Raw genomic sequence first — 22293 nt, 5'->3', positions numbered from 1 at the left:
CGGCATCGGTGACAGCCGGGTCGCACCGGACCGGGCCGAAAGAGGAATTATAGCCGGCGAACCACCTTCCCCGGAAACGGTCGAGGCGCCCGGAACAACCTCCGGAGAGGGCCGGGACATTCGCGCGAGCGCCGACAACACGTCTCGGACGGTGTCGTGACCCCTCATTCGCTCAAGCACAGTTGCAATGCATCGCGCCAATCCGGCATCTGCAATCCGAATGCTGTCGTCAGCTTCCCCAACGCCATTCGCGAGTTGGCCGGCCGCCTTGCGGCCGTCGGATAGTCGTCCGAGGAAATCGGCACCACCCTCGGCGCACGTGAAGCCATCGCGATACCCAAGATCGCTTCGGCAAAGCCGCTCCAGGAGGTCGCTCCGGCAGACGTAAAGTGGTAGATACCGGACCGGCGCGCCCACCAGTCGGCGTCAACCGATGCAGCGCCCTGGGCGACGATGTGCGATGTCGCGGCGGCAATAGTCCTGGCCCAGGTCGGCGCGCCGATCTGATCCGCGACGACCCGCAACTCGGAGCGCTCGGCACCCAGCCGCAGCATCGTCAGCAGGAAGTTGCTGCCGCGCCGGCCATATACCCAGCTCGTTCGCAAGATCAAATGCGCACATCCGGTCGCGGCGATCGCCTGTTCCCCCTCGAGCTTCGTCGCTCCGTATACATTCAGGGGATTCGTCGGGTCGGTTTCTACATACGCTGCCGCTTTCGCACCGTCGAACACATAATCGGTCGAGTAGTGAATCAGGGCGCCGCCGCTACGCGCCGCCTCCTCGGCAAATACGCGCGGCACGTCGACATTCAAGCGTCGCGCGAGCTCGATTTCGGTCTCTGCCCTGTCCACCGCCGTATAAGCGGCCGGATTCACGATCAGGGACGGCTTCAGCTCCCGTACGAAAGCCCGCACACGATCGAGATCGGAAAGATCGAGCATTGACCGGTCACACGGCACCACTCGACCAAGCCCCTGGAGCGTCCGCAACAATTCGAAACCGATCTGGCCGGTTACCCCGGTCACGAGAATCGTCGACTGCTGCCTCGTATCCTGTCTCAAATGTAGACCTCGGCTTCGCTAAGTCGTGAGCCTGCGGCATCCTTGGCCGCCAGCAACGGTTCTACATCGACCGGCCATTCGATCCCGATCTCCGGATCGTTCCACACGATACAGCGCTCGTGCTCCGGGTACCAGTAATCGGTCGTCTTGTACAGGAATTGCGCTGCGTCGGACAGCACGACGAAGCCGTGCGCAAAACCGGGCGGAATCCATACCTGCCGATGATTCTCGGCCGACAGCACGACGCCGACCCACTTGCCGAAATTCGGTGAGTGCTTGCGGATGTCGACCGCGACGTCGAATACCTCGCCCTCCACGACGCGCACGAGCTTTCCCTGCGCGTGCCGAATCTGGTAGTGGAGGCCGCGCAGCACGCCTTTTGTCGAGCGTGAATGATTGTCCTGAGGGAATTCGACGCCCGCCGCCACGTGTTCCGCAAAGTCGCGCGCGTTGAAGCTTTCATAGAAATGGCCACGCGCATCGCCGAACACCTTCGGCTCGATAATCTTGACTTCCGGCAGCGCCGTCGCCGTTACTTGAATTGCCATGCAACCTGATCCAAAAGAACGTGTTCGAGATAGCGCCCGTAGCCGTTCTTCGCCAGCGGCACGGCAAGCTTGCGCAACTGCTCCGCGTCGATCCACTGTCTTCGATAGGCGATCTCTTCAGGACAGGCAACAACGAGCCCCTGACGCTTCTGCAACGTCGCGATGAACGTCGCTGCATCGATCAACGAATCGTGGGTGCCGGTATCGAGCCATGCATAGCCGCGCCCCATGATCTCGACGTCGAGCTTGCCGTCAGCGAGATAGCGCGAATTCACGTCAGTGATCTCGAGTTCACCGCGCGCGGATGGCTTGATATCCGCGGCGATGTCGCACACCTGATTGTCGTAGAAGTACAAGCCTGTCACCGCATAATTCGAGCGCGGCGCGGCCGGCTTTTCCTCGATCGACAGCGCATGGAATTGCTTGTCGAATTCGACGACGCCGTAGCGCTCGGGATCCTGCACGTGATACGCGAACACAGTCGCGCCCGACTCCTTCGCGTCCGCACGCTCCAGTTTTTTCGCCAGATCGTGCCCGTAGAAAATGTTGTCACCGAGAATCAGCGCCGACGGATCGTTGCCGACGAATTCCCTGCCGATGATGAACGCCTGCGCGAGCCCGTCCGGTGACGGCTGCACCGCGTAGCGGATATTCATCCCCCACTGACTACCATCGCCAAGCATCGCCTCGAAGCGCGGCGTGTCCTGCGGTGTCGAAATGATGAGTACGTCGCGGATCCCGGCCACCATCAACGTGGACAGCGGATAGTAGATCATCGGCTTGTCGTAGACCGGCAGGAGCTGCTTCGATACGACGTGCGTGATCGGATACAGTCGAGTGCCGGACCCGCCCGCGAGAATGATGCCTTTACGTGCCATCGACCATGCCCTCAAGTGCGTTGCGCGTAATTCGTCTCGACCCACTTGCGATATTCGCCAGACACGACGTCGTCAACCCAAGCCTGATTGTCGAGATACCAGCGTACGGTCTTCGCCAGCCCCGTTTCGAACGTCTCCACCGGCTTCCACCCCAGTTCTCGTTCAAGCTTGTGCGCGTCGATCGCATAGCGGCGATCGTGGCCCGGACGATCCGTCACATAGGTGATCTGGTCACGATACGAGCCAGTGGCCTTCGGACACGCGCTGTCGAGCAGGTCGCACAATGTATGCACGACGTCGAGATTCTTCTTCTCGTTCCAGCCACCGACGTTGTACGTCTCGCCCGGTACGCCGCGCGCAAGTATCTCGCGGATAGCACCGCAATGATCGCCGACGTACAGCCAGTCGCGCACATTCTGGCCGTCGCCGTAGATGGGCAGCGGCTTGCCCGCAAGCGCGTTCGCAATCATCAGCGGAATCAGCTTCTCGGGAAACTGATATGGGCCATAGTTGTTCGAGCAGTTCGTCGTCAGCGTCGGGAGGCCGTACGTATGGTGGTAGGCACGCACCAGGTGATCGGATCCGGCCTTTGTCGCCGAGTATGGGCTGTTCGGCGCGTATGGCGTCGTTTCCGAGAATTGCGGATCAGTCGGGGATAGCGAGCCGAATACCTCGTCGGTCGACACGTGCAGGAAGCGGAATCCGGCCTTGTCGGCATCACTCAGGCCACTCCAGTGCGCGCGCGCCGCATCGAGCAGCGTAAACGTGCCGACGACATTGGTCTGCACGAAATCGGCAGGACCATGGATCGAACGATCAACGTGGCTTTCGGCGGCGAAGTGCACGACGGCACGCGGCTTGTGGTCCGAAAACAGTGCGTCGAGCGCGGCGCGATCGCAGATATCGACCCGCGCAAATACGTGCTTCGGATTGTCAGTCAGCGACTGCAGCGTGCGCAGATTGCCCGCATAGGTCAGCTTGTCGACATTGAGCACGGCTTCGTCGTTGCGGTGTAGCCAGTCGAGAACAAAGTTGGCGCCGATAAAACCCGCACCGCCCGTCACCAGGATCATGAGACTCCCTCTAGAAATGTGCGGCACGCCCCGGTCGGGCGCTCGTCGCATGACATATCACGGGTGGCAACGCCCGAGCCACGTCAGGCCCGAATTTTAACCGGTCACCATGGTCGTCAATGTCACGAAGTGCTAATTTCTGCAAGAAAAAGGTAATTATAGGAAATCGCACCAAGCAAGAGTCATGCCTGTAACAAATTGATACTCCCGGGCGCCGGAAAAGTCCACCGGTTAAAGTGGTATCTAGCTCGCCCGCGATATAGCGCTCCCCCTTCTACCAGCGCGCCTTGCTTCCATCTACCTTCGCGACATTGCGGAACCCCGTCTCGTGGATTTACTACGTCCGAAAGATCCAACAGGGCGAGCATCAAAATCAAGCGCTCATCGCACCCTCACGGCGACACTGCGATGTTCTGCTCGCCATGCCGCGTAGCAGCACCATTTACCGACCCGAGTCGGCCCCGAGCGCTTGACGAAACACATCCCTCTATCGGGTGAGCGGGAATTCGCGAGGCATACACCCGCCGTCGCGTTGTGAAACACGACCAAGCGCCCCCCTGCTAAAGTCGCGCCATCCAGTTTCGATAGGCCGATGCACGCGTCAGAAAGTACGGCCCAATCGCGTAGCCCAAGGTATCAAAAACTCTTCGATGCCTTCTGTAGATGCGAATGGCGTCTTGAGGGACAATCAAACGGCGCCAGAGCCCCGGGCTTCCCTGCCACCCGTGCCGGTTCGGCGTCGCCCGCATCTTCTCGATACTGAGATGCGCCAGCCAGGGAACGACATCCTGTGCACTACCTCCCAATGCAGCGATCTGATTGCCCAGCACCACTTCCGGGTTCGCGACGGCATCTTCGTATCGAAGGCGAAGCACCTCTGGATCGTTCCACCATTGATAGGTGATCGACAGCAGATCCTCCGCTCCCATGCCGAGAGCGTACTCAAGAAATTCGGCCGAGGACGGGCTGGCGCTCGCCAATTTCCCGGGCAACTTCACATTCCCCTCAAGCCATCGGCTCGTTCCCGGTTCGTATCGAATGTAGTGCAGCGCCGACACAAGAACGTCGAGTGGATGTCTTGCTACCGTCAATACGCGAAATTGGTTCGCACGAAGCCAAGCTTGAAAGTTCGGCTCGCGATACCAATGGATCTGAAGAAAACACCTCGCCGGCAAAACGGCAGGGGCATCGAGATAATTGTGAACCGCGATCTCCTGCATGGACAGTGCGCCGGCGAGCGTTGATCTGATCCATGAATTACCGCTCCGCGGGGAACTCACCACCGCGATACGCAAAATTTCGCTAGTTGGGCAATCCTGAGCGTTGGTGGACAAACTATCTCCTGTAACTCACATATAAATTCTAGATAACGACAGGGCTCGCGCAGTGGCCTCAATCGGCGGCGTACCTTTCCATCTCATTCTGCCGCGCGACAGCGTACTGGCGGCGAAAGTCATGGCCCCACTCTCGAGAGTTGCATCGCCCCCCCACGCTCGTATCGCCTGCCCGTGTGGAATCAAACGTCCCACGGCATCCGACAATCTGCCGATAGGCCGTAGCAATTCGACTGACCAGCGATACATCTTACGGTGCGGCACCGTCAGTTCTGATATAGCGTCGCGCTTAGGGCGCAAGTCACCTCATAGTTCTGGCGCACTTGTCGCGCAGACGCACCAGCTTTGTCATGCGCACCAGCACTTGCTTGTTGGCCCCATATGTTTTCCATCAGACGCAACGACCAAGCCCGGCGCGCACTCCACGCTCCGCATGCCCTCGGCGCCACACGCAAAGCAGACATTCAGTGACGTGCGGACTCACCCTCTTCTGCGGAACAGAAAACCAGTTCAATGTCAGGATTCATGTACGACACTGCTGTCGACACATTGCTGACAATGTGGAGAAGCACATTGCAATATGCCATGGTCATCGCATCGCGAATGACTTCCCAAGCCATCCTAATGTTCCAGTTATCCGGATTTGCAGCGACCAAGTGCTGCACCTGGAAGCCTTCTGCACGACGCTCATCCGCCCCCAACTGGTCGTAGCGCGCGTCTTCGGCCTCCGTCGTTCGGCGGACATCCTCGTAGAAAAAGACCTTGTCGCCAAACTCTCCCTTGAAGACATTAATTACTCGATCCTGATCCGTCGCGAGAAATATCGCCCAGTCTGGTGAATCCTTTTTGAGCCCACGAGCATCAAGCTGACGCTTAATACCGTCTATATACGATTGGATGTGCGCGATTTTTCCACTCGGCTGCTCGATCACGTGACTCGGATGCTTGACGTGAGCCGCGATCATAAACTTCCCGGCAAATTTCTCCCGGAATTCATCCAATTCTTGCTGGTATCGAGGGCGCAAATGCACATGATCCTTGAATACCCTGTTGTATTGCGAGCGAATGCGTGAAAATTGACCGCTCTTATACAGCTTATACGCATGGACATAAGTAAGCTGCGGCTCACGCTCGTGATTGAACACCGCGACAGGAGGACGCCCCTTTGCGTACAGGAAGCTCTCGTCGTCCATGTCTGCGTCGCTGAGGCCATAGAGCGGTTCGAACAGCTTGGACCAGACATTTCCCTCATTTGGGCGCCCATAGCAAAAGCTCATGAACTGAGCCGTACCTGCGCGCTTGATCATGCGATCCACGTTCCAGTCAGGCAAGACCATATGACACCGCTTATCACGCTGATCCCACACCAAATGGCTCATGAATGCATTGAAGACGGAGAAGAAGCCGCCGTCATGAGATTGCACGACGGTGCGATCAACACCAGGAAGTGATGCTGAACGATGGCCCAGAAACCGCTCCACGGTCGCTGGCAATTCGGCCGGCAATCTGGCAAAACGCGAACCGCATTGCCGAGGCCGGAATGACCGAAGCTTGGTATCGATCAACTCACCGTAATTCAACTCCAGAGCAGTAAAACTGAACTCGGCAGCGAGTTGGCGCCGCGCGTGTACCGTCGTCGCGCTTATGCCGGACGAAACATATTCGAAAGCGTCCGTGAGCGCAGTGCCAATGTCGTCGATGTCCGCAGCAAATTGCCGACCGACTACAAGGTTATCGATTTCCGGGTAGCGTGCCGGCATCGCAATAGTAGCCGGTATAGAAAAAACGCCAGGCGCAGAAATTAGATCGTTATGACCACCGACAGCCGTTATTGCAAGCACTTTCCCTAATGCCAGGGCTTCTCGCGGTCCGATGGAATATCCTTCACCACGAGAGCAATTCACGAAAACATCACATTCCTCGATCAGTGAATTTTTTTCTTGATCAGTCAGGGGAGCACAGCTGATTACAATATTCGTTGCCTTTCTCGAGTCGACCAGTTTTTTGACGCGCTCAAAACTTGAGCCGATAGCTAGATTTGAATGTATCGTGAGCTCCACGTCCTGTCGATCACCGAAAGCACGAATGAACCCCTCGACAAGCGCCTCAACACCTTTACGCGCGTGAAATGCTGCAATCGAACAGAATTTGATCTTGCCATCGGACGATGCTCTATAGGGACGACTCAACAGTCCCTCAATGTCCAAGGCGAGTGGCAGTGTACCCACCCCTATCTCGACACCCGATCTCCGAGCCACGCCTTCCAAGTGATGGCTCATGAAGAGAGCGAAATCGAAGTGCTCGTTAAGCACTTTGACCCATTGAGACGGTAGTTCATCGGAATCGTAAGCGATATGAGCAAATCGCAACACCCCGGGCGGAACCAGGGTGTAATTCAAGTCATATGCTCCGTTCCAGAGCACGTCCGCATAGAAGACAACCTTTGCCTGCGAAAGATCAGTGCAAACGGGGATCACCGTCCCGTTCGGCAGTACGATTTCGCGCTCAGTACGGAAATGCGGCTCAGTCGGGAAAATGGAAACAGCATAAAATCGGCTCAACATCTCACACGCTGCATAAGTCACAGCGCCGATTCCAGTGCCGAAAGTACAGCGACCAATGACGCAAATCGAATTCGATACCAAAACTTGCTCCATTAATACTAGGATCGGCGACGCATCATGCGCTTTATGCATCTCATCGGGCCGGTCAATTTCCACGATGTGCTCTGGAACACCGCTTGCAGCGCGGCCGAAACACGCTCCTCTTGCAAGCGGAGCGTATCGACCATGTGTTCAAGCTCGTCGACCTTCCCCTGCAAGCGTCCCCGTTCCTGATTCACCCAAACAGCATGTCTGGATGACTCGTCGATCCTTTCCTGCAAGCGCACTCTTTCCTGGCTCAGCCAAGCAGCATGCCTGGATGACTCGAATAGTTCCTGGTAGGCGGTGTCACGCTCGACGCTGAGCGCTTGTCCGGACTTTTCACTCTCGGTCAATCGGGCGCGCAACTCGGCCAATTGGACCTGATGATTCTCGAGGTCTCCCGCACTTCCCGCAGGTCGCGCCTTGAGTTGATCGATTTCCTCGTGCGAGATCTCGGGATTCTTCATCGCGGGATCTTGGCTTGCGTCTTGCAAAACACCCTGCGACGCCTGCTCGTCATGCACCCGATCAGTCATGTGGTGATATGCACTGTTCAATCGCACCTCTAATTCTTCTCGTGCGCCCTTTTCCAAAGACCATCCGTCACGAGCCTCCTGCAGCTGCCGCTGCGACTCAACGAGTTGCTGCTCCAGATCCGTCGCACGCTGAATCATGTCGAATTCCGATGCTCGAATGAATCCGTCAAACCAGTTTGGCGGAACCATAAAGGCATGTTTCAATTCATCCATCTTTTCTGCCGACACGTAGAAGCGGTTCAATCCATCGAAATAGACGAAATGATATTCCGCTTCCTGCAAGAGACCTTCCCAGTCGTCATGGGACGGTATCTGGGAATTCGGCTCCGTGGCCTCGACCAGGATGATCCAAGGGCGAAAGGTATTGAAATCGGCACTCGCCAGCACCTCTTTTTCGTTACCTTCCACATCGATCTTGAGGAAATGGACTGGCCTCTCGCCGACATACGTTTCGCATATATCGCGCAATGTCGTGACCGCAACCGTTACCTGACTGATGTCCCAGTTCGCGTTCCTATACCCTTCGGCAAGCTTTTGAATACCCGTCGAAATCCCGTTACCGCCATCCACTGCGAAATACCGGGCGACCGTCTGCTTGTTCTCCACGGCGACTTGTAGATTGACGTCTTGAGGTCGGGCCTGGGCCAGCCTATTGAACGGCCCAGGCATCGGCTCGATATTTACGCCACGCCAGCCCCGCTCGTAGAATGCCGCCGTTACCGAATCTGCATACGGCTCGGCGGCGCCAACATCTATGTAGAATCCGCGATCGACTTTAGCGAGCGCGCGCCGGAGCATCACATCTTCATAGTTCTGCGCGTACGATACAAATTTCATCGATCAAACAACTCGAATGACCACACGTTAGAAAGATGGTGTGCAGCCTCTTTACATGCAAGCACACCAGAGGCAATACCATGCAATTACTTTCTGGCGGACGCTACATTCTTGCAATACCAGTCATAAGTAATCGCCAACGCTTCGTCGAACGAGAGTCTTGGTTTGAAACCCAACGCCGTCAGACGAGAGATATCGTATGCGCGCAATTTTTGGCCATCCGGCTTTGTCGCATCCCATTCGACGCTGCCACTGAAGCCCGAAATCTTGCAAAGCGTGTCGACCGTATGTCGAATCGTGTGCGATTGACCGGTCGCCAGATTGATTGCACCCGAGTGATTTTCGGCGATAAGGCGAAGCGCATACGCTGCGTCGCCGCTGAAGAGAAAATCCCGTTCAGCCTTCCCAGACCCCCAGACGGAGATGGGCTGCCCTAGAACAGATGCACGATAGAATTTCGACACAAGCGACGGAATGACGTGTCCGAACTTCTCGTCGAATTTATCGTGAGGACCGAAGAGATTGGTGGATACGCAAAATGCGTAGTCCATTCCGTATTGATCTTTGTAGGCCTCGAGCTGCGCAAGCATACCGCGCTTGCTGTGTGCGTACGGAGCCTCGGAATGATGCGGCGCCCCAACCCAGATTTCCTCCTCCGACATCGGGAGACGCACTTGATCAGAGTAAATAGCTGTCGAGCCCATGGCGACAAACTTCTTGCAGCCTGTTTGACGCGCAGCCTCGACTACGTTGGTATTGATTCGAACGTTGTCCAGATACGCGATGCCCCGATTGGACATATTCCCCATGATGCCGTACACCCGCGCCGCCATATGGAAAACGATAGTCGGGCGCAATTCATCGAACATTTTTTCAGTCGCATTTTGATCTCTAAGATCAACGTCACTGCTCGTGATTGCGACGACGTTCGAATACCCCGAGTCCGCCAATTCCCGCTTTAATGCATGGCCGATCACCCCACCGGCACCCGTGATCAAGACTCGCTCTTCAGATTCCGCCATTCCTAACCTCTCCAAATTTTAACCATTCACTTTCCCGTCAAACACCTCGCGACTGCATCGAGTTCAACGTTGGAAGAGCATATGGTGCAGCAAACGTTACAAACCGCAACAATTATACAGACACTACCCTACCGACTACCCTGAACCTCCGAAGGAGACGACAGCCGGTACGACAGGCCGTGGATTCCTCATCGCAATTGCTCGACGCGCTGTGGCTGGGGGCAGGAAGACGAAGTCGTCAAGCTCCCAAGAAAGATGCAAGCTGCAAGCAGGATGGTCCGCTACGAGCATAACTCAGCGCTTATGCATGTGGGCAATTTCGGGGACAGTGCGCGCCTGCCTTTCCAGGTTGTCCTCGCAGGCGCGGAGTGGACGTGCAATGATAAAGCCTCAAATTTCGCCCACAAGTTTCAATTGCCCCTCTCGGGCACGACCAACACAATTTCACGTCGTCGCACGCGACGATCAACCTCGCCTCGTCGAGCCCGCGCACTTCCTCATCAGTCGCTTTCGGATCAGCAAAAACCAGCATCACGACCCAAAAACCACAAATTACTGCGTCTTCGCGACAATGCTGTGGATGCAACGACGAATCAACTGCAGGGCGCAGCGTTGGAATGGTCAGGCTCACGAGAGATGGCACGGGCTGCGGCGGGTACCGGACACCGCAGATTCGCACCGTCTATTCGACGGCATCCAGATGCCGCGCGACCGGCAGCATCGAGCTGCTCGATGCTGCGCAATGCAATGCCGTAATCCCGCGAACCTTCAAAGCCGATATGGAGTCCGCCCAGCGCACGGCCAAGATCGCCTTCTTGCGCGGCCAGTTGCTCGCTGATCGTTGCCCGATCCAGAGTTTCGGGGACTAGTTGCTTGATCAGTGTCGGGTCTCGGTTCGAGCTCTTGCTCGGTTCAATCGTCACTTCTTCCTTGCGCGTGCGTGGCATAAAAGCGGCTCCTTGGCCGTCAGTTTATGCCTCGCACACAGAGTTTCGGATGGGCCGCGCCCCGTCTCCGCGAGCCCTTTGTGAAGTGCCCCCAAGCGGCAAAACATGCTCTGTGCATAGAAAAAACGTGAGTCCCAAGCGCATTCGAAATACGGATAGCGATGAACGCCAGACGCGTCGATCCTGTCTTCGTCAGAGCAAATAATGCGAACCTACGGCTTCGCCACAGTCGCCCCCGCGACGGTCGCGCGACAACATCGTCACGCAGTGCCGCCTTGCGGAGGACGTACATCGAATGGATGAACTGTACCGAATGAATCGGGCCACGCTGTCTGGCAACCCGCGACCGATTGTGTCGCTGGCCCATTCCACGATTCGGCGACACGCGTATCGCACTGCAATCCGCCAACGATCACTAAGTCAAAACACGCTGCATGCGCAAGATCACACACTCGGCCTCGGCACATCACGCGTCGGTTATGGCTCGGGAATCGCCGTGTGGACGGTTTGTAAAGGTGAGGCGTCGCCGCAACCTATGACGTTGCGCGCACTTCCGAAGTACATCGCTCGGATCACGAGCAATTCGCTGTTCTGAACGCAGATGTCGGGCAGCATGACCGGCCCAACACGATAAGACGCAAGCAGTCGATCGCACTCGGCCAGGAGCGATTCCGTCACGGGACATCTTTCCGCCGTGTGCTGCAAATCCCGCACGCGATCAAGCATGATCTCCTGGCCGGTCGACGCGTTCAGCCTGTTGTCGCCTCGTAAGCCGATACGATCTCTTCCGTAGGCCCGAACGCGCGCACGCGCCCATGCTCCATCCAGAGCACCTTGTTGCACACCTTGCGAATTTCCGAGTTCGAGTGCATCGCGAGTACGACTATTTCCGCCCGACTGTGCAGATCCGCCAGCCGTGCCTCCGCCTTGTGCATGAACAATGCATCTCCGACCCCCATCACTTCGTCCAGCAACAGGATTTCCGCATCCACCGCCGTTGACACCGCAAACGCAAGCCGTACTTTCATCCCGCTGGAATACGTCCGAATCGGCAGGTCCAGGCTATCCCCGAGCTCGCAGAAGTCAGCAATTTCGCGCTGCTTTGCCCGGATCTCCGCATCGGACATGCCGAGCAGTAACCCGCGGAGCCGGATGTTCTGGATACCGGTCGAATTTTCGTCCATGCCAAGGCCGATATCGAGCAACGGCACGACTTTCCCCTCCCGCGAAAGCGCGCCAGAAGTCGGAGGATAAATCCCTGCCATCGCCCGCAACAGAGTCGATTTGCCCGCGCCGTTATATCCGATCAATCCAACACGATCGCCGCGCTCGAAACGCAGATTCACGTCGTCCAGCGCGCGTACGACGATCACTCCATCGTTCCCTTCTGCGATCCTGTTGCGCCGCCCCATGCGGAGCACCTGCTTCTTAAGCGAACGCCCCTGCACGTCGAAGATCGGCAGATCAAGCGTGACATTCTTCAATTCAATATATGCCATAGCGCCTCCTCAAACCCAATACGGAATGCGCTTCAGGTAGCGCCCTGTCATGTATAGCGCGACAGGCCATCCGATTACCGCCATGCCGATCGCTACCGCCCAGCTCGTGCCGCTCGGAATCTGCCCGATCAGGGGGCTGCGCACAACGTCAATCAGGTAAGCGAGCGGATTCCATTCCACGATGAACGAGAACCGATTCAACGCATCTGGGCGGAAAATAATCGGCGTTACGTAGAACGCGACCTGGAGTAACGCGCCCACGATCTGCGGCAAGTCACGGAAGCGGGCCGACAGCAGGCCGATCACCATTGCAATCCACGTGGCATTGGCGACAAACAGCAGTAGCGCCGGAATGAACATCGGCAGCGTCTCCCAGCGCTTCACGCCGAAAATTGCCATCAGCGCGATGACTATCACGAAGTTGTGTGCGAGGACGATCAGGTTCCGCCAGACCACCTGCAGGATGTAGATCAACTTCGGAGTGGCCATCTGACGGATGTATGGCGCACTGTTGATGTACGCGACACTGCCTTCCTGGATGGTCGCTGAAAATGTCCCCCAAAGCACGAGGCTGCACGCTAGAAACGGCAGATATTCGTTGATCTTCTGCCCGAACAACGTGCCGTAGACGACGCCCAGCGACGTAATCATCACACCCATACTAATCGTCAGCCAGAACGGCCCCAACCGCGAACGCGCATAGCGTTGCCGAATTTCAAGCCAGCCGAGCAGTGTCCACAACCGCCACGCCGTTATGCTTTTCTTTAGGTCAGCCAGTGAGAGGGTAAGCATGCAAGCTTTCAAAAATGAAGAAATAGGATCACAAGACAAATATCGTCGACCATGTCAGAGCGCTCCAGCACGGTCAATGAGCCCATGCCGAACCCGCAGCCACCGCCGCAAAGGTCGGGCGAGACCACAGATGATGTGGCTCCGCGCCGGCAGTACACGGCGAGCGCCGCCTAGGCCCACTGTCACGTCAGATGTTGCGAGCGGCAACATCATCTGCTGCCACCTTAGGCCCGGCATTTTACCCGGTCACCACGCCTGCCAGAGTCATCTGATGGTAATTTTCACGGGGAAACCGGTGATTATAGAAAGCCTTCCCACGCGAAAGCTATGCTGCTAACAACTTGAAACAGCGGCGGAAACCCGCATCGATTGCGAAAAAAGCCTACGTAATCAGCCTCGTTCGGGTGAGATGGTAATCTTGAAAGCGGCCCATTTTGTCGAACTTCTTCCTACGGTACGCCCAGATTTGCGCCCCCTCGATCCCATGACCTCCCCCCCCCTCGCCATCGGCGACATCCAAGGCTGCCATTCCGCATTCCAGTCGCTGCTCGACCAGCTCGCGCCTCCCGCCGACACGCCCCTCTGGATCGCCGGCGACGTCGTCAACCGCGGCCCGGGCTCCCTCGCCGCGCTGCGCGCGGTCGTCGGCCTCGGCCCGCGCGCGACCGTCGTGCTCGGCAATCACGACGTGCACCTGCTCGCGGTCTCCGCCGGCCTGCGCACCGAACGCCCGGGCGACACCATCGGCGAGATCCTCGACGCGCCCGACGCCGACGCGCTGCTCGACTGGGTGCGCCACCGCCCGTTCGTGCATGTCGAAGACGGAAAGCTGCTCGTGCACGCGGGCGTGCTACCGCAATGGGACGCCACGCTCGCGCTCGAACTCGCCGACGAACTCCAGCGCGCACTCCGTGCCCCCGACTGGCGCGACACGTTGCAAGGCCTGTACGGCAACGAGCCGAATCAATGGAGCCCGAACCTGAAAAAACGCGACCGGATGCGCGTCGCGTTCAACGCGTTCACGCGCCTGCGCTTCTGCACGCCCGATGGCGCAATGGAATTCAAGGCGAACGGCGGCCCCGACAGCGCGCCGCTCGGCTACCTGCCGTGGTTCGACGTGCCGGGGCGCCGCACCGAGGACGTGACGGTCGTGTTCGGGCACTGGGCCGCGCTCGGCCTGATGCTGCGCGACAACGTCGTCGCGCTCGATTCGGGATGCGTATGGGGAAACCAGTTGTCGGCCGTTCGGCTGACGGCCGATCCGGCACAGCGCACGGTCACGCAGGTGCAGTGCGAGGCGTGCCGCACGCCGGGCGGCGAGTGACGACACGCTGATTCACGCGCCCCCTCGGCGCGTCAGCCCTCGCGCCCCGGCACGGGCGCATCGGTCGTCGCGTCGCCCGCCGCGTCGGCGCCGAGTTCGGTCGCCGGATACGCATGCTTCTGCAACTCGGCGAGCGACTCGGCCGTCGGCTTGCCGACCTTCTCCTGCAGCGTCGCCAGCGCGGCCACGATCGCATCGCGCGCCGCGGCGGACGTCGCCCGGCGGTCGCCGCCCGGCGCGATCGGTTCGCACACGTACAGATGCGCGACGAGCGGGCCGCCGCGCAGCACCATGTCGAGCGACTTGCCGAGCGACAAATCGCCCGTGTAGGCCGGCGCGACCGACTGCCGCCCGTACGCGTCCTCATACATCAGGCAGATCGGCTGCACCGCGCAGCCGGCCGATACCGCGGCCTGGAACAGGTTCGCATGGAACGGCAGCAGATCCTGGCCGTCGGACGTCGTCCCTTCCGGAAACACGCACATCACACCGCCGGTGCGCAGGCGCTCGGCCATCTCGTGCATGATCCGCATCGCCTCGGTACGCTTCTCGCGCTGGAGGAACACCGTGTCGAGCTTCTCGGCGAGCCAACCGACGACCGGCCACTGCCGCACCTCCGCCTTCGACACGAACGGCGTCGGCCGCCACGCATTGACCGCATAGATGTCGAGCCACGACACGTGGTTGCCCACGACGAGCGCGCTCGCGTCGAGCCGCGCGCCGTCGTTGTGGACGACGAGGCGCATCCCGCAGATGCGCAGCATCTTGACCGACCAGCGGCGTATCAGTTCGGCGCGGCGCGCGGGCGTGACGTGCGAAAAGCGCAGCGCGACGATCGCCATGCCGCGCAGCAGGTGAAAGACGAGACGCAGCTTGCGAAGAGCGGTCATGGCGAAGATCCGGCGTGGTTCAGTGGCGCTCGAACGCGACCTGCCCGGCCACGAGCGTCGCGCGCACGGTGGCCGGCAGTTCGTAGCCGAGGAACGGCGAGTTGTGGCCCTGGCTCTTCAGCGCACGCGGCTCGACGCGCCAGTGCGCGCGCGGATCGAACACGCACAAGTCGGCCGCGCCGCCTTCGGCGAGGCGCCCCGCCGGCAGTTGCAGCACGTCGGCCGGCGCGGACGTGATGCGGCGCAGCGCCTGCGCGAGCGGCGTACGCGTCTCGTCCGCCCACTTCAGCGTCAGCGACAGCAGCAGTTCGAGCCCCGTCGCGCCCGGCGTCGCTTCGCCGAACGGCAGCAGCTTCTCGTCGTCGTCGACTGGCGTGTGATCCGAGCAGATCGCGTCGATCGTGCCGTCGGCGAGCGCCACGCGGATCGCTTCGCGGTCGCGCTCGCTGCGCAGCGGCGGGTCGAGCCGGAACTGCGAATCGAAGTAGCCGATGTCGACGTCGATCAGATGGACATGGTTCACGCCGACGTCGCAGGTCACGGGCAGCCCCTCGACCTTCGCTTCACGCACGAGCGCCAGCCCGGCCGCCGACGACAGCCGCGCGAGGTGCACGCGCGCGCCCGTCACGCGCATCAGTTCGAAAATCGTGTGCAGCGCGATCGTCTCGGCCGCGACCGGCACGCCGGACAGCCCGAGCCGCGACGCGAGCGCGCCACTCGCGGCCACGCCGCCGCGGCCGATGAACGCATCGAGCGGACGCAGCCACGTCGTGTAGCCGTAGGTGCTCGCGTATTGCAGCGCGCGCAGCAGCACCTGCGTGTCGCGCACCGGCACGTTCGCATGCGTGAAGCCGACGCAGCCGGATTCGGTCAGCGCGACCATCTCGGTGATCACCTCGCCCTTGAGGCCGACCGTCAGCGCGCCGAGCGGATGCACGTTCGCCTGGTGCAGGTTGCGCGCGCGGAACTTGAGCATTTCGACGAGGCCGGGCTCGTCGAGCACGGGATCGGTGTCGGGCGGGCACACGAGGGTCGTGACGCCGCCCGCGACGGCCGCGGCCATCTCGGACGCGAGCGTCGCCTTGTGTTCGTAGCCGGGCTCGCGCAGCCGCGCGCACAGGTCGACGAGGCCGGGCGCGACGATCAGGCCCGATGCGTCGATCGTCTTGTCCGCGTTGAAACCGGCGGGCGCGCTGCCCAGCGCGGCGATCTTGCCGTCCACGACGAATACGTCGGCCTGGCGTTCGGTGCCGGCGACCGGGTCGATCAGCGTGCCGCCTTGGATATGAATCTTCATGCGCTGTCTGTGAATGCGTTGAATACGTTGAATGCCTGAACGAGGATGCGCGAAAGCGGGCTCAGTCGCTGTTGCCGGCGACGATGCCCATCACCGCCATCCGCACGGCGATGCCGAACGTGACCTGGTTGAGGATCACCGATTGCGGGCCGTCGGCGACCTGCGAATCGATCTCGACGCCGCGGTTCATCGGGCCCGGGTGCATCACGATCGCGTCGGGCGCGGCGAGCGCGAGGCGCTCGGGCGTCAGGCCCCACGTCTTGAAATACTCCTGCGCGGACGGCAGCAGCGCGCCGCTCATCCGTTCGTTCTGCAGGCGCAGCATGATGATCACGTCGACGCCCTTCAGCCCCTCGTCGAGGTTGTGGAACACCTTCACGCCCATCTGCTCCAGGCCGCCCGGCAGCAGCGTACGCGGGCCGATCGCGCGCACTTCCGGCACGCCGAGCGTGGTCAGCGCATGGATGTCGGAGCGCGCGACGCGCGAATGCAGGATGTCGCCGACGATCGCCACCCGCAGCTTCGTGAAGTCGCGCTTGTAGTGACGGATCGTGTACATGTCGAGCAGGCCCTGCGTCGGGTGCGCGTGGCGGCCGTCGCCGGCGTTGATCACGTGCACGTGCGGCGCGCAGTGCTCGGCGATCAGGTACGGCGCGCCGCTCGACGCGTGGCGCACGACGAACAGGTCGGCATGCATCGCCGACAGGTTGTTGATCGTGTCGAGCAGCGATTCGCCCTTGCTCGTCGACGACGCATTGATGTTCAGGTTCAGCACGTCGGCCGACAGGCGCGTCGCGGCGATCTCGAAGGTCGTGCGGGTGCGCGTCGAGTTCTCGAAGAACAGGTTGAACACGGACTTGCCGCGCAGCAGCGGCACCTTCTTCACTTCACGGTCCGTCACGCTGACGAACTGCTCGGCCGTATCGAGGATGTGATTGACGATCGAGCGCGGCAGGCCCTCGATCGACAGCAGGTGCTTCAGCTCGCCGTTTTTCGTGAGCTGCGGGTTGCCCTTCAGGAAACCGTAGCGAAACCGGTCGGGGCTCGCGGCCGCCGCGGGATTGCCGGTGCGGCCAGTGGTGTCGGTGGTCATGGTGTGCGTGATTCCAACTATGCAAACGGGCCGCGGTGCGAACCAGCGGCCCGGGATACGGTTCGCGTGTCGTTCAGGCGCCGTGCGACTCGCCGTGGGCCTCGATACGCAGCGTGAAGCGCGCATCGTCGCGCGCGAGCACGAGCGTCGCGTCGGGCGGCACGTCGAGCGTGCCGCCCGCGAAGCGCGCGGCGACCGGCAGCTCGCGGCCGCCGCGATCCGCGAGCACCGCGAGCTCGACCGCGGCCGGACGGCCATAGTCGAACAGCTCGTTGAGCGCCGCGCGCACGGTGCGCCCGGTGTACAGCACGTCGTCGACGAGCACGATGCGCGCGCCGTCGATCTCGAACGGCAGCGAGGTCGGGCTGGCCTGGCTGTGCAGCCCCTTCTTCGCGTAGTCGTCGCGATGCAGCGCGACGTTGACGACGCCGAATGCCGTTGCGCCGAGATCGCGCGCGAGGCGCTCGGCGAGCCACGCGCCGCCGCTGTAAATGCCGGCGAGCCGCGGGCCGCCCGGTTCGGCGAACGCCGTGCCGTACGCGGCGCGGATCTGGTCGAGCAGGACGCGGTAAAGCGCCTCGGCGTCAATGGTGCTCATGGTCGGACAATTGATCGAGATACTGTTGAAGGATGACGCGCGCGGCTTCGGCATCGAGCATGTCGGTGCGGGCGCGGCCGCGCACGTTGCGCTCGCGCAGCCCGGCCTCGGCCTCGACCGACGAATAACGCTCGTCGACCCACGTGACGGGCAGCCCGAAGCGGCCGTTCAGCTGGTTGCCGAAGCGCTTCGCCTGCTGCGTCATGTCGTGCGGCGTGCCGTCCGGATGCATCGGCAGGCCCACGACGAGCGCGTCCGGCCGCCATTCGGCCAGCAGGTCGCCGACCGCCTTGAAGCGGTGTTCGCGGTTCAGGTTCTGGATCACGAGGAGCGCACGGGCCGAGCGCGTCAGCGCATTGCCGATCGCGACGCCGATCCGTTTTTCGCCGTAGTCGAACGCCAGGAGCGTCGCATCGCGCGCGCTCGCGCCACTCATGCGTGCCCTGCTTCGCCGGACAGCATCGACGAACTGACGCCGAGCAGGCCGAGCGCGGCTTCGAAGCGCTCTTCGGCCGGCGTGTCGAACACGATGCGCGGATCGGCGGCGACCGTCAGCCAGCCGTTGCGGGAAATTTCTTCCTCGAGCTGGCCGGCGCCCCAGCCCGCATGGCCGAGCGTCAGCAGGAAACGCTTCGGGCCGGTGCCCGTCGCGACCGCCTCGAGCACGTCCTTCGACGTCGTCATCTCGAGCCCGCCGTCGACGGACATCGACGAGTTGTAGCTCGCGCCCTCGACCGGCTCGTGCAGCACGAAGCCGCGCTCGGTCTGGACGGGGCCGCCGAAGTACACCGGAATGTGCAGCAGCGGCTCGATGTCGAGCTTCAGGTCGATGCGGTTGAACAGCGACTCGAGGTCGATGTCGGTAGGACGGTTGATGACGAGGCCGAGCGCACCGCGCTCGCTGTGATCGCAAAGATAGACCACCGTTCCCGAGAACGTCGGATCGGCCATGTTCGGCATGGCGATCAGGAACTGGTTGGTGAGATTGATGCGATCGGAAGGCTTTGACATGGTTTGAATTTTAGCAAAGACGCCGCGACCTGACCGGGCCGCGATCAACAAGCAACGCCGCGCCGCGCTGGCAACGGCGCGCGCGGATTACACGGCACTCTAACACGCGCGCGGGCGCTGTCGGCAGCGTGTTGCAGGCCCGCGCGACAAGGGCCGCCGTCGCGTGTCCGTCCCCTTGTCCGTCAGGTCCGGCCGAGGGCCGCGCCGAGTGCTTCGGAAGCCGCGGTGAGATCCGGCGGCGCGACGCCGGCCGCGATCTTCAGGAGCGCCGCACGCAGCATGTCGGACGCGTGGCGGTGCGCATCGAGGCCGCCGTCGGCGAGCGGCACGCCGTGCGCCGCACGACGCCATGCCAGGCCAAGCGTGTCGGCCAGTAGCGCCGCGTGGCCGAGCCCGAGCGCGCAGGCGGCCGTGCCGACCCGGTAGGCGGCGGCGGACGCGTGCCATGCGGCGCTGGCGTCGGCCGTGGCCGGGTTGGCGGCAAGGTCGGCCATCGATGCATCGGCGGTCTGCAGGAAATCCTCATAGGCATGCGCGTTGACGGTCACGACGCCGAGCGCACGAGTGGGCGCGGCAGCGACCGCGTCGTGCTCGGCCCGCGCGGCATCGGCCTCCCACAACGCTTCGGATGCGGGCGTGCCGGCGACGTGCCAGTCGACCGTCAACCCGTAGTCATGCAGCACGTCGACGAACGCGACGTCCTCGGCTGCGGCGCCGAACAGCGCGAAATCGCGCCACAGCAGCGCCACCGTCTCGCGCACCAGTTCGGGCGGCGCGCTGCGCCGGCCCTGCGCGTGTTCGCCGAGCAGCAGGTTGATCCGCGCGAGAAAGTGCTTCAGCTCGGGCGCGCCGCTTGCGCGCAGCGCGCGTACGCATGCGGCCGCGAGCCGCCAGAAATCGTAGGGCCCGTCGTCGGTGAGCGCGGCCAGCATCGCGTCGAGTTCGTCGAGCGCCGCGCCCGGCGCGCCGTGTCCGGCCCGCAGCACGCCGAGCAGCGCCTGCTCGTAGCGGGCGCGAATCCGGGCCGCGACTGCATCGGGCAGTGCGCGCAACGTGGCAGGCGGGACCGCACGGCCGGCCAGCGCGAGCGCATCGAGCGGCACGCTCGCGCGCAGGTCGGCGGCGCCTTGCGCGCGCAACGCACGGAAATGCTCGAAGAGAACGGGCGAACACGCGAGCTCGCGCAGGTTGTGGCGCCCGACGGCCGCACGAAAATCGCGCAGCGCCGCCCGCCAGCCCGCCGAAGTCGGCTCGGTGGCGAGGAGCGGCACGTCGGCCGCCAGTTGCCCGGCGAAACGCGCGGCCGGCAGCCAGCCGGCTTCGGCCAGCACGGCCGCGGCCGCCGCAAGCGGCGCCGCGGCGTCGTCGCGCCGCTCGAATGCGTCGGCGGCCGCCGCCAGCCACGCGTCGGCCGCGCGCACGGCCCCGCCGCGCGGGTTGGGCAATGCGTCAGGTTGGGGAACGTTCGCCGGATCGGACGTCATGGACACGCGCGCCTGTCATCGTCAAGTCGCTCGCGCGAACCGCGGTGCGCGAGCACCGGGCCGGGGCGAGGCCTGAGCAGAGTGTCCGTGGGCCAGCGGTCCGATCAGATCTGGACCATCTCGAAGTCTTCCTTGCGGGCGCCGCATTCGGGACACGTCCAGTTGATCGGGACGTCTTCCCAGCGCGTGCCCGGGGCAATGCCCTCTTCCGGCAGCCCGGCTTCTTCGTCGTAAATCCAGCCACAAATCAGGCACATCCAGCTCTTGTATTCCATCTTAAGCCGCGTCGGGGAAAAGTCGGTAAATTCGGGAGCCATGATGGTACCGTGTCGGGGCCGGACTGCCTAGCAATCGCGCTGGAGGACGGCAACTACGTTGCGCTGCGCTAAAAAATCCGTCGTCCCGGCCGGATTCCACCGCATAATGGTCGAAAAGTGCGGCCTGCCGGGCAACACGGGGCCGAACCAGCCCATTCGCCTCGCCGTCCGCATTTCCGTCGCTTGTCCGTTTTTCTCTTGCCCCATTTCTACATGTCCAGCAACGCCCCTCCGATCGTCCTTACCTTCGGCCTGTCCGATCCCACCGGCGGCTCCGGCCTCCAAGCCGATCTGATGACCCTGGCGAGCATGGGCTGTCACGGCGTGTCCGTCCTGACCGGCTATACCGTGCGCGACTCGGCCGCCTGCGAAGAAGTGACCGGCCTCGACCCCGACGTCGTCGCCGCACAGGCGCGCATGCTGCTCGAGGACATGCCGGTTGCCGCGTTCAAGATCGGCGCGGCGACGCGCGCGGAAGTCGTGAGCGCGATCGCCGAAGTCGTCGCCGACTACGACGGCGTGCCGCTCGTGCTCGCGCCGGACTTCACGCTCGACGACGAGCACGTGCTCGCCGCCGACGACCTGCGCGAATCGATCGCCGACCTGCTCGCGCCGCAAACCACGTTGCTGGTGGCCGACCACGCGACGCTGATCGCGCTCGCGCAGCCGGACGGCGATGCCGAGGCGCCGAATCTCGACGCGGCCGTGTCGCATCTACTGTCGCAGGGCTGCGAATACATCCTGTCGTCGGAAACGGGCTCGCACCGGCTCGTCAATACGCTGTACGGCGAGGAAGGCCAGCTTCGCGAAGACATGTGGGATCGCTCGCCGCACCGGCTGATGGGCATCACCGATACGCTCGGCGCGGCCATCGCGGCGCTGCTTGCGAACGGCCAGGAGCCGCCCGAAGCCGTGCGCGAGGCGCAGGAATACCTGTACCAGGCCGTGCGCGACGCGTTCCGGCCCGGCATGGGCGCGTATCTGCCCGACCGGTTCTTCTGGGCGCGCAGCAACGACGAGTCGGACTCGCCGCCGGCCGTGAAGGCCGACCTGGTGTCGAGGACGTCCCACCGGCATTGAGTCGCGACGCGGCGGGCAGATTCCGCC

General features: G+C 61.9%; 21 protein-coding genes and 2 pseudogenes. 4 read left to right on the top strand and 19 right to left on the bottom strand.

What is annotated here, in order from left to right; translation table 11 throughout:
- Positions 1 to 164: 164 nt before the first annotated feature.
- The 4 genes from rfbD to rfbB are packed head-to-tail and all read right to left on the bottom strand — an operon-like array spanning position 165 to position 3560.
- Complete coding sequence (rfbD, locus tag QZM72_RS11255; RefSeq protein WP_089466812.1) at positions 165 to 1061, bottom strand: dTDP-4-dehydrorhamnose reductase; 897 nt, start codon at positions 1059 to 1061, stop codon at positions 165 to 167.
- A complete protein-coding gene (rfbC, locus tag QZM72_RS11250; RefSeq protein WP_089466811.1) occupies positions 1058 to 1609 on the bottom strand; it encodes a dTDP-4-dehydrorhamnose 3,5-epimerase in 552 nt (183 codons plus the stop codon). Before rfbC ends, rfbD begins: the two co-directional genes overlap by 4 nt.
- The gene (gene rfbA, locus QZM72_RS11245; protein ID WP_089466810.1) at positions 1594 to 2487 is read right to left on the bottom strand and encodes a glucose-1-phosphate thymidylyltransferase RfbA; all 894 of its coding nucleotides are present in this window, start codon (positions 2485 to 2487) and stop codon (positions 1594 to 1596) included. Before rfbA ends, rfbC begins: the two co-directional genes overlap by 16 nt.
- Before the next feature lie 11 nt (positions 2488 to 2498).
- The gene (gene rfbB / locus QZM72_RS11240) at positions 2499 to 3560 is read right to left on the bottom strand and encodes a dTDP-glucose 4,6-dehydratase (RefSeq protein ID WP_089466809.1); all 1062 of its coding nucleotides are present in this window, start codon (positions 3558 to 3560) and stop codon (positions 2499 to 2501) included.
- 278 nt (positions 3561 to 3838) lie between these two features.
- On the opposite strand from rfbB, the pseudogene QZM72_RS11235 reads away from it, so the two are divergent.
- Positions 3839 to 4033: pseudogene (locus QZM72_RS11235) on the top strand (IS110 family transposase); the annotation flags it as partial.
- 87 nt (positions 4034 to 4120) lie between these two features.
- On the opposite strand, the gene QZM72_RS11230 reads toward QZM72_RS11235, so the two are convergent.
- From QZM72_RS11230 to QZM72_RS35635, 5 genes and pseudogenes are all read right to left on the bottom strand, one after another.
- Positions 4121 to 4894: a sulfotransferase domain-containing protein gene (locus tag QZM72_RS11230; RefSeq protein ID WP_144030056.1), complete on the bottom strand. Its 774-nt coding sequence runs from the start codon at positions 4892 to 4894 to the stop codon at positions 4121 to 4123.
- A 464-nt stretch (positions 4895 to 5358) separates the two neighbouring features.
- A complete protein-coding gene (locus QZM72_RS11225) occupies positions 5359 to 7614 on the bottom strand; it encodes a glycosyltransferase (protein ID WP_256979568.1) in 2256 nt (751 codons plus the stop codon).
- Positions 7557 to 8912: an FkbM family methyltransferase gene (locus tag QZM72_RS11220; RefSeq protein ID WP_089466807.1), complete on the bottom strand. Its 1356-nt coding sequence runs from the start codon at positions 8910 to 8912 to the stop codon at positions 7557 to 7559. Before QZM72_RS11220 ends, QZM72_RS11225 begins: the two co-directional genes overlap by 58 nt.
- An 86-nt stretch (positions 8913 to 8998) precedes the next feature.
- Positions 8999 to 9934 carry a GDP-L-fucose synthase gene (locus tag QZM72_RS11215; RefSeq protein WP_089466806.1) on the bottom strand — a complete coding sequence of 312 codons (936 nt, stop codon included), beginning with the start codon at positions 9932 to 9934 and terminating at the stop codon, positions 8999 to 9001.
- Between the two features lie 767 nt (positions 9935 to 10701).
- Positions 10702 to 10881 (bottom strand): annotated as a pseudogene (locus tag QZM72_RS35635) (IS256 family transposase); the annotation flags it as partial.
- Positions 10882 to 11176: 295 nt separating this feature from the next.
- On the opposite strand from QZM72_RS35635, the gene QZM72_RS11205 reads away from it, so the two are divergent.
- The gene (locus QZM72_RS11205; RefSeq protein ID WP_179233373.1) at positions 11177 to 11476 is read left to right on the top strand and encodes a hypothetical protein; all 300 of its coding nucleotides are present in this window, start codon (positions 11177 to 11179) and stop codon (positions 11474 to 11476) included.
- Positions 11477 to 11630: 154 nt separating this feature from the next.
- Here the strand turns inward: QZM72_RS11205 and QZM72_RS11200 are convergent, their stop codons facing one another.
- Together QZM72_RS11200 and QZM72_RS11195 are read right to left on the bottom strand one after the other, a co-directional pair.
- Positions 11631 to 12380, bottom strand: coding sequence for an ABC transporter ATP-binding protein (locus tag QZM72_RS11200; protein WP_089466805.1), 750 nt, complete (start codon positions 12378 to 12380; stop codon positions 11631 to 11633).
- Between the two features lie 9 nt (positions 12381 to 12389).
- A complete protein-coding gene (locus tag QZM72_RS11195; RefSeq protein WP_069621198.1) occupies positions 12390 to 13172 on the bottom strand; it encodes an ABC transporter permease in 783 nt (260 codons plus the stop codon).
- A gap of 484 nt (positions 13173 to 13656) precedes the next feature.
- Here QZM72_RS11195 and QZM72_RS11190 point away from each other — a divergent pair, with 484 nt between their 5' ends.
- A complete protein-coding gene (locus tag QZM72_RS11190; protein ID WP_089466804.1) occupies positions 13657 to 14496 on the top strand; it encodes a symmetrical bis(5'-nucleosyl)-tetraphosphatase in 840 nt (279 codons plus the stop codon).
- Positions 14497 to 14528: 32 nt separating this feature from the next.
- Here QZM72_RS11190 and QZM72_RS11185 read toward each other — a convergent pair whose 3' ends face one another.
- From QZM72_RS11185 to QZM72_RS11150, 8 genes are all read right to left on the bottom strand, one after another.
- Complete coding sequence (locus QZM72_RS11185) at positions 14529 to 15386, bottom strand: 1-acyl-sn-glycerol-3-phosphate acyltransferase (RefSeq protein ID WP_301738082.1); 858 nt, start codon at positions 15384 to 15386, stop codon at positions 14529 to 14531.
- Between the two features lie 19 nt (positions 15387 to 15405).
- Positions 15406 to 16683, bottom strand: coding sequence for a dihydroorotase (locus tag QZM72_RS11180; RefSeq protein ID WP_089466802.1), 1278 nt, complete (start codon positions 16681 to 16683; stop codon positions 15406 to 15408).
- Positions 16684 to 16744: 61 nt separating this feature from the next.
- Entirely contained in the window at positions 16745 to 17776 is a 1032-nt protein-coding gene (locus QZM72_RS11175) for an aspartate carbamoyltransferase catalytic subunit (protein WP_006476735.1), read from the bottom strand.
- A 73-nt stretch (positions 17777 to 17849) separates the two neighbouring features.
- Positions 17850 to 18374 carry a bifunctional pyr operon transcriptional regulator/uracil phosphoribosyltransferase PyrR gene (gene pyrR / locus QZM72_RS11170; protein WP_089466801.1) on the bottom strand — a complete coding sequence of 175 codons (525 nt, stop codon included), beginning with the start codon at positions 18372 to 18374 and terminating at the stop codon, positions 17850 to 17852.
- The gene (ruvX, locus tag QZM72_RS11165; protein WP_027783702.1) at positions 18361 to 18810 is read right to left on the bottom strand and encodes a Holliday junction resolvase RuvX; all 450 of its coding nucleotides are present in this window, start codon (positions 18808 to 18810) and stop codon (positions 18361 to 18363) included. The genes pyrR and ruvX overlap by 14 nt, the downstream gene beginning before the upstream one ends.
- Positions 18807 to 19385, bottom strand: coding sequence for a YqgE/AlgH family protein (locus QZM72_RS11160; protein ID WP_006491354.1), 579 nt, complete (start codon positions 19383 to 19385; stop codon positions 18807 to 18809). Before QZM72_RS11160 ends, ruvX begins: the two co-directional genes overlap by 4 nt.
- Before the next feature lie 182 nt (positions 19386 to 19567).
- A complete protein-coding gene (locus QZM72_RS11155) occupies positions 19568 to 20869 on the bottom strand; it encodes a hypothetical protein (RefSeq protein WP_301738081.1) in 1302 nt (433 codons plus the stop codon).
- A 104-nt stretch (positions 20870 to 20973) separates the two neighbouring features.
- Positions 20974 to 21144: a rubredoxin gene (locus QZM72_RS11150; RefSeq protein ID WP_004186709.1), complete on the bottom strand. Its 171-nt coding sequence runs from the start codon at positions 21142 to 21144 to the stop codon at positions 20974 to 20976.
- Positions 21145 to 21399: 255 nt separating this feature from the next.
- Here QZM72_RS11150 and QZM72_RS11145 point away from each other — a divergent pair, with 255 nt between their 5' ends.
- A complete protein-coding gene (locus QZM72_RS11145; RefSeq protein WP_089466798.1) occupies positions 21400 to 22266 on the top strand; it encodes a hydroxymethylpyrimidine/phosphomethylpyrimidine kinase in 867 nt (288 codons plus the stop codon).
- Positions 22267 to 22293 lie beyond the last annotated feature (27 nt).

Origin of the sequence: Burkholderia sp. AU45388, assembly GCF_030481585.1 — a bacterium.
Lineage (GTDB): Bacteria > Pseudomonadota > Gammaproteobacteria > Burkholderiales > Burkholderiaceae > Burkholderia > Burkholderia sola.
Note: the sequence above shows the minus strand (reverse complement) of the source record. Positions and strands in the feature narration are given on the sequence as shown.

What these genes read in the sequence shown, in the direction of transcription:
- rfbC (WP_089466811.1), bottom strand. Translation starts at nt 1,609, where the DNA reads ATGGCAATTCAAGTAACGGCGACGGCGCTGCCGGAAGTCAAGATTATC.
- rfbA (WP_089466810.1), bottom strand. Translation starts at nt 2,487, where the DNA reads ATGGCACGTAAAGGCATCATTCTCGCGGGCGGGTCCGGCACTCGACTG.
- rfbB (WP_089466809.1), bottom strand. Translation starts at nt 3,560, where the DNA reads ATGATCCTGGTGACGGGCGGTGCGGGTTTTATCGGCGCCAACTTTGTT.
- QZM72_RS11220 (WP_089466807.1), bottom strand. Translation starts at nt 8,912, where the DNA reads ATGAAATTTGTATCGTACGCGCAGAACTATGAAGATGTGATGCTCCGG.
- QZM72_RS11215 (WP_089466806.1), bottom strand. Translation starts at nt 9,934, where the DNA reads ATGGCGGAATCTGAAGAGCGAGTCTTGATCACGGGTGCCGGTGGGGTG.
- QZM72_RS11205 (WP_179233373.1), top strand. Translation starts at nt 11,177, where the DNA reads ATGGATGAACTGTACCGAATGAATCGGGCCACGCTGTCTGGCAACCCG.
- QZM72_RS11200 (WP_089466805.1), bottom strand. Translation starts at nt 12,380, where the DNA reads ATGGCATATATTGAATTGAAGAATGTCACGCTTGATCTGCCGATCTTC.
- QZM72_RS11195 (WP_069621198.1), bottom strand. Translation starts at nt 13,172, where the DNA reads ATGCTTACCCTCTCACTGGCTGACCTAAAGAAAAGCATAACGGCGTGG.
- QZM72_RS11190 (WP_089466804.1), top strand. Translation starts at nt 13,657, where the DNA reads ATGACCTCCCCCCCCCTCGCCATCGGCGACATCCAAGGCTGCCATTCC.
- QZM72_RS11185 (WP_301738082.1), bottom strand. Translation starts at nt 15,386, where the DNA reads ATGACCGCTCTTCGCAAGCTGCGTCTCGTCTTTCACCTGCTGCGCGGC.
- QZM72_RS11180 (WP_089466802.1), bottom strand. Translation starts at nt 16,683, where the DNA reads ATGAAGATTCATATCCAAGGCGGCACGCTGATCGACCCGGTCGCCGGC.
- QZM72_RS11175 (WP_006476735.1), bottom strand. Translation starts at nt 17,776, where the DNA reads ATGACCACCGACACCACTGGCCGCACCGGCAATCCCGCGGCGGCCGCG.
- pyrR (WP_089466801.1), bottom strand. Translation starts at nt 18,374, where the DNA reads ATGAGCACCATTGACGCCGAGGCGCTTTACCGCGTCCTGCTCGACCAG.
- ruvX (WP_027783702.1), bottom strand. Translation starts at nt 18,810, where the DNA reads ATGAGTGGCGCGAGCGCGCGCGATGCGACGCTCCTGGCGTTCGACTAC.
- QZM72_RS11160 (WP_006491354.1), bottom strand. Translation starts at nt 19,385, where the DNA reads ATGTCAAAGCCTTCCGATCGCATCAATCTCACCAACCAGTTCCTGATC.
- QZM72_RS11155 (WP_301738081.1), bottom strand. Translation starts at nt 20,869, where the DNA reads ATGACGTCCGATCCGGCGAACGTTCCCCAACCTGACGCATTGCCCAAC.
- QZM72_RS11150 (WP_004186709.1), bottom strand. Translation starts at nt 21,144, where the DNA reads ATGGAATACAAGAGCTGGATGTGCCTGATTTGTGGCTGGATTTACGAC.
- QZM72_RS11145 (WP_089466798.1), top strand. Translation starts at nt 21,400, where the DNA reads ATGTCCAGCAACGCCCCTCCGATCGTCCTTACCTTCGGCCTGTCCGAT.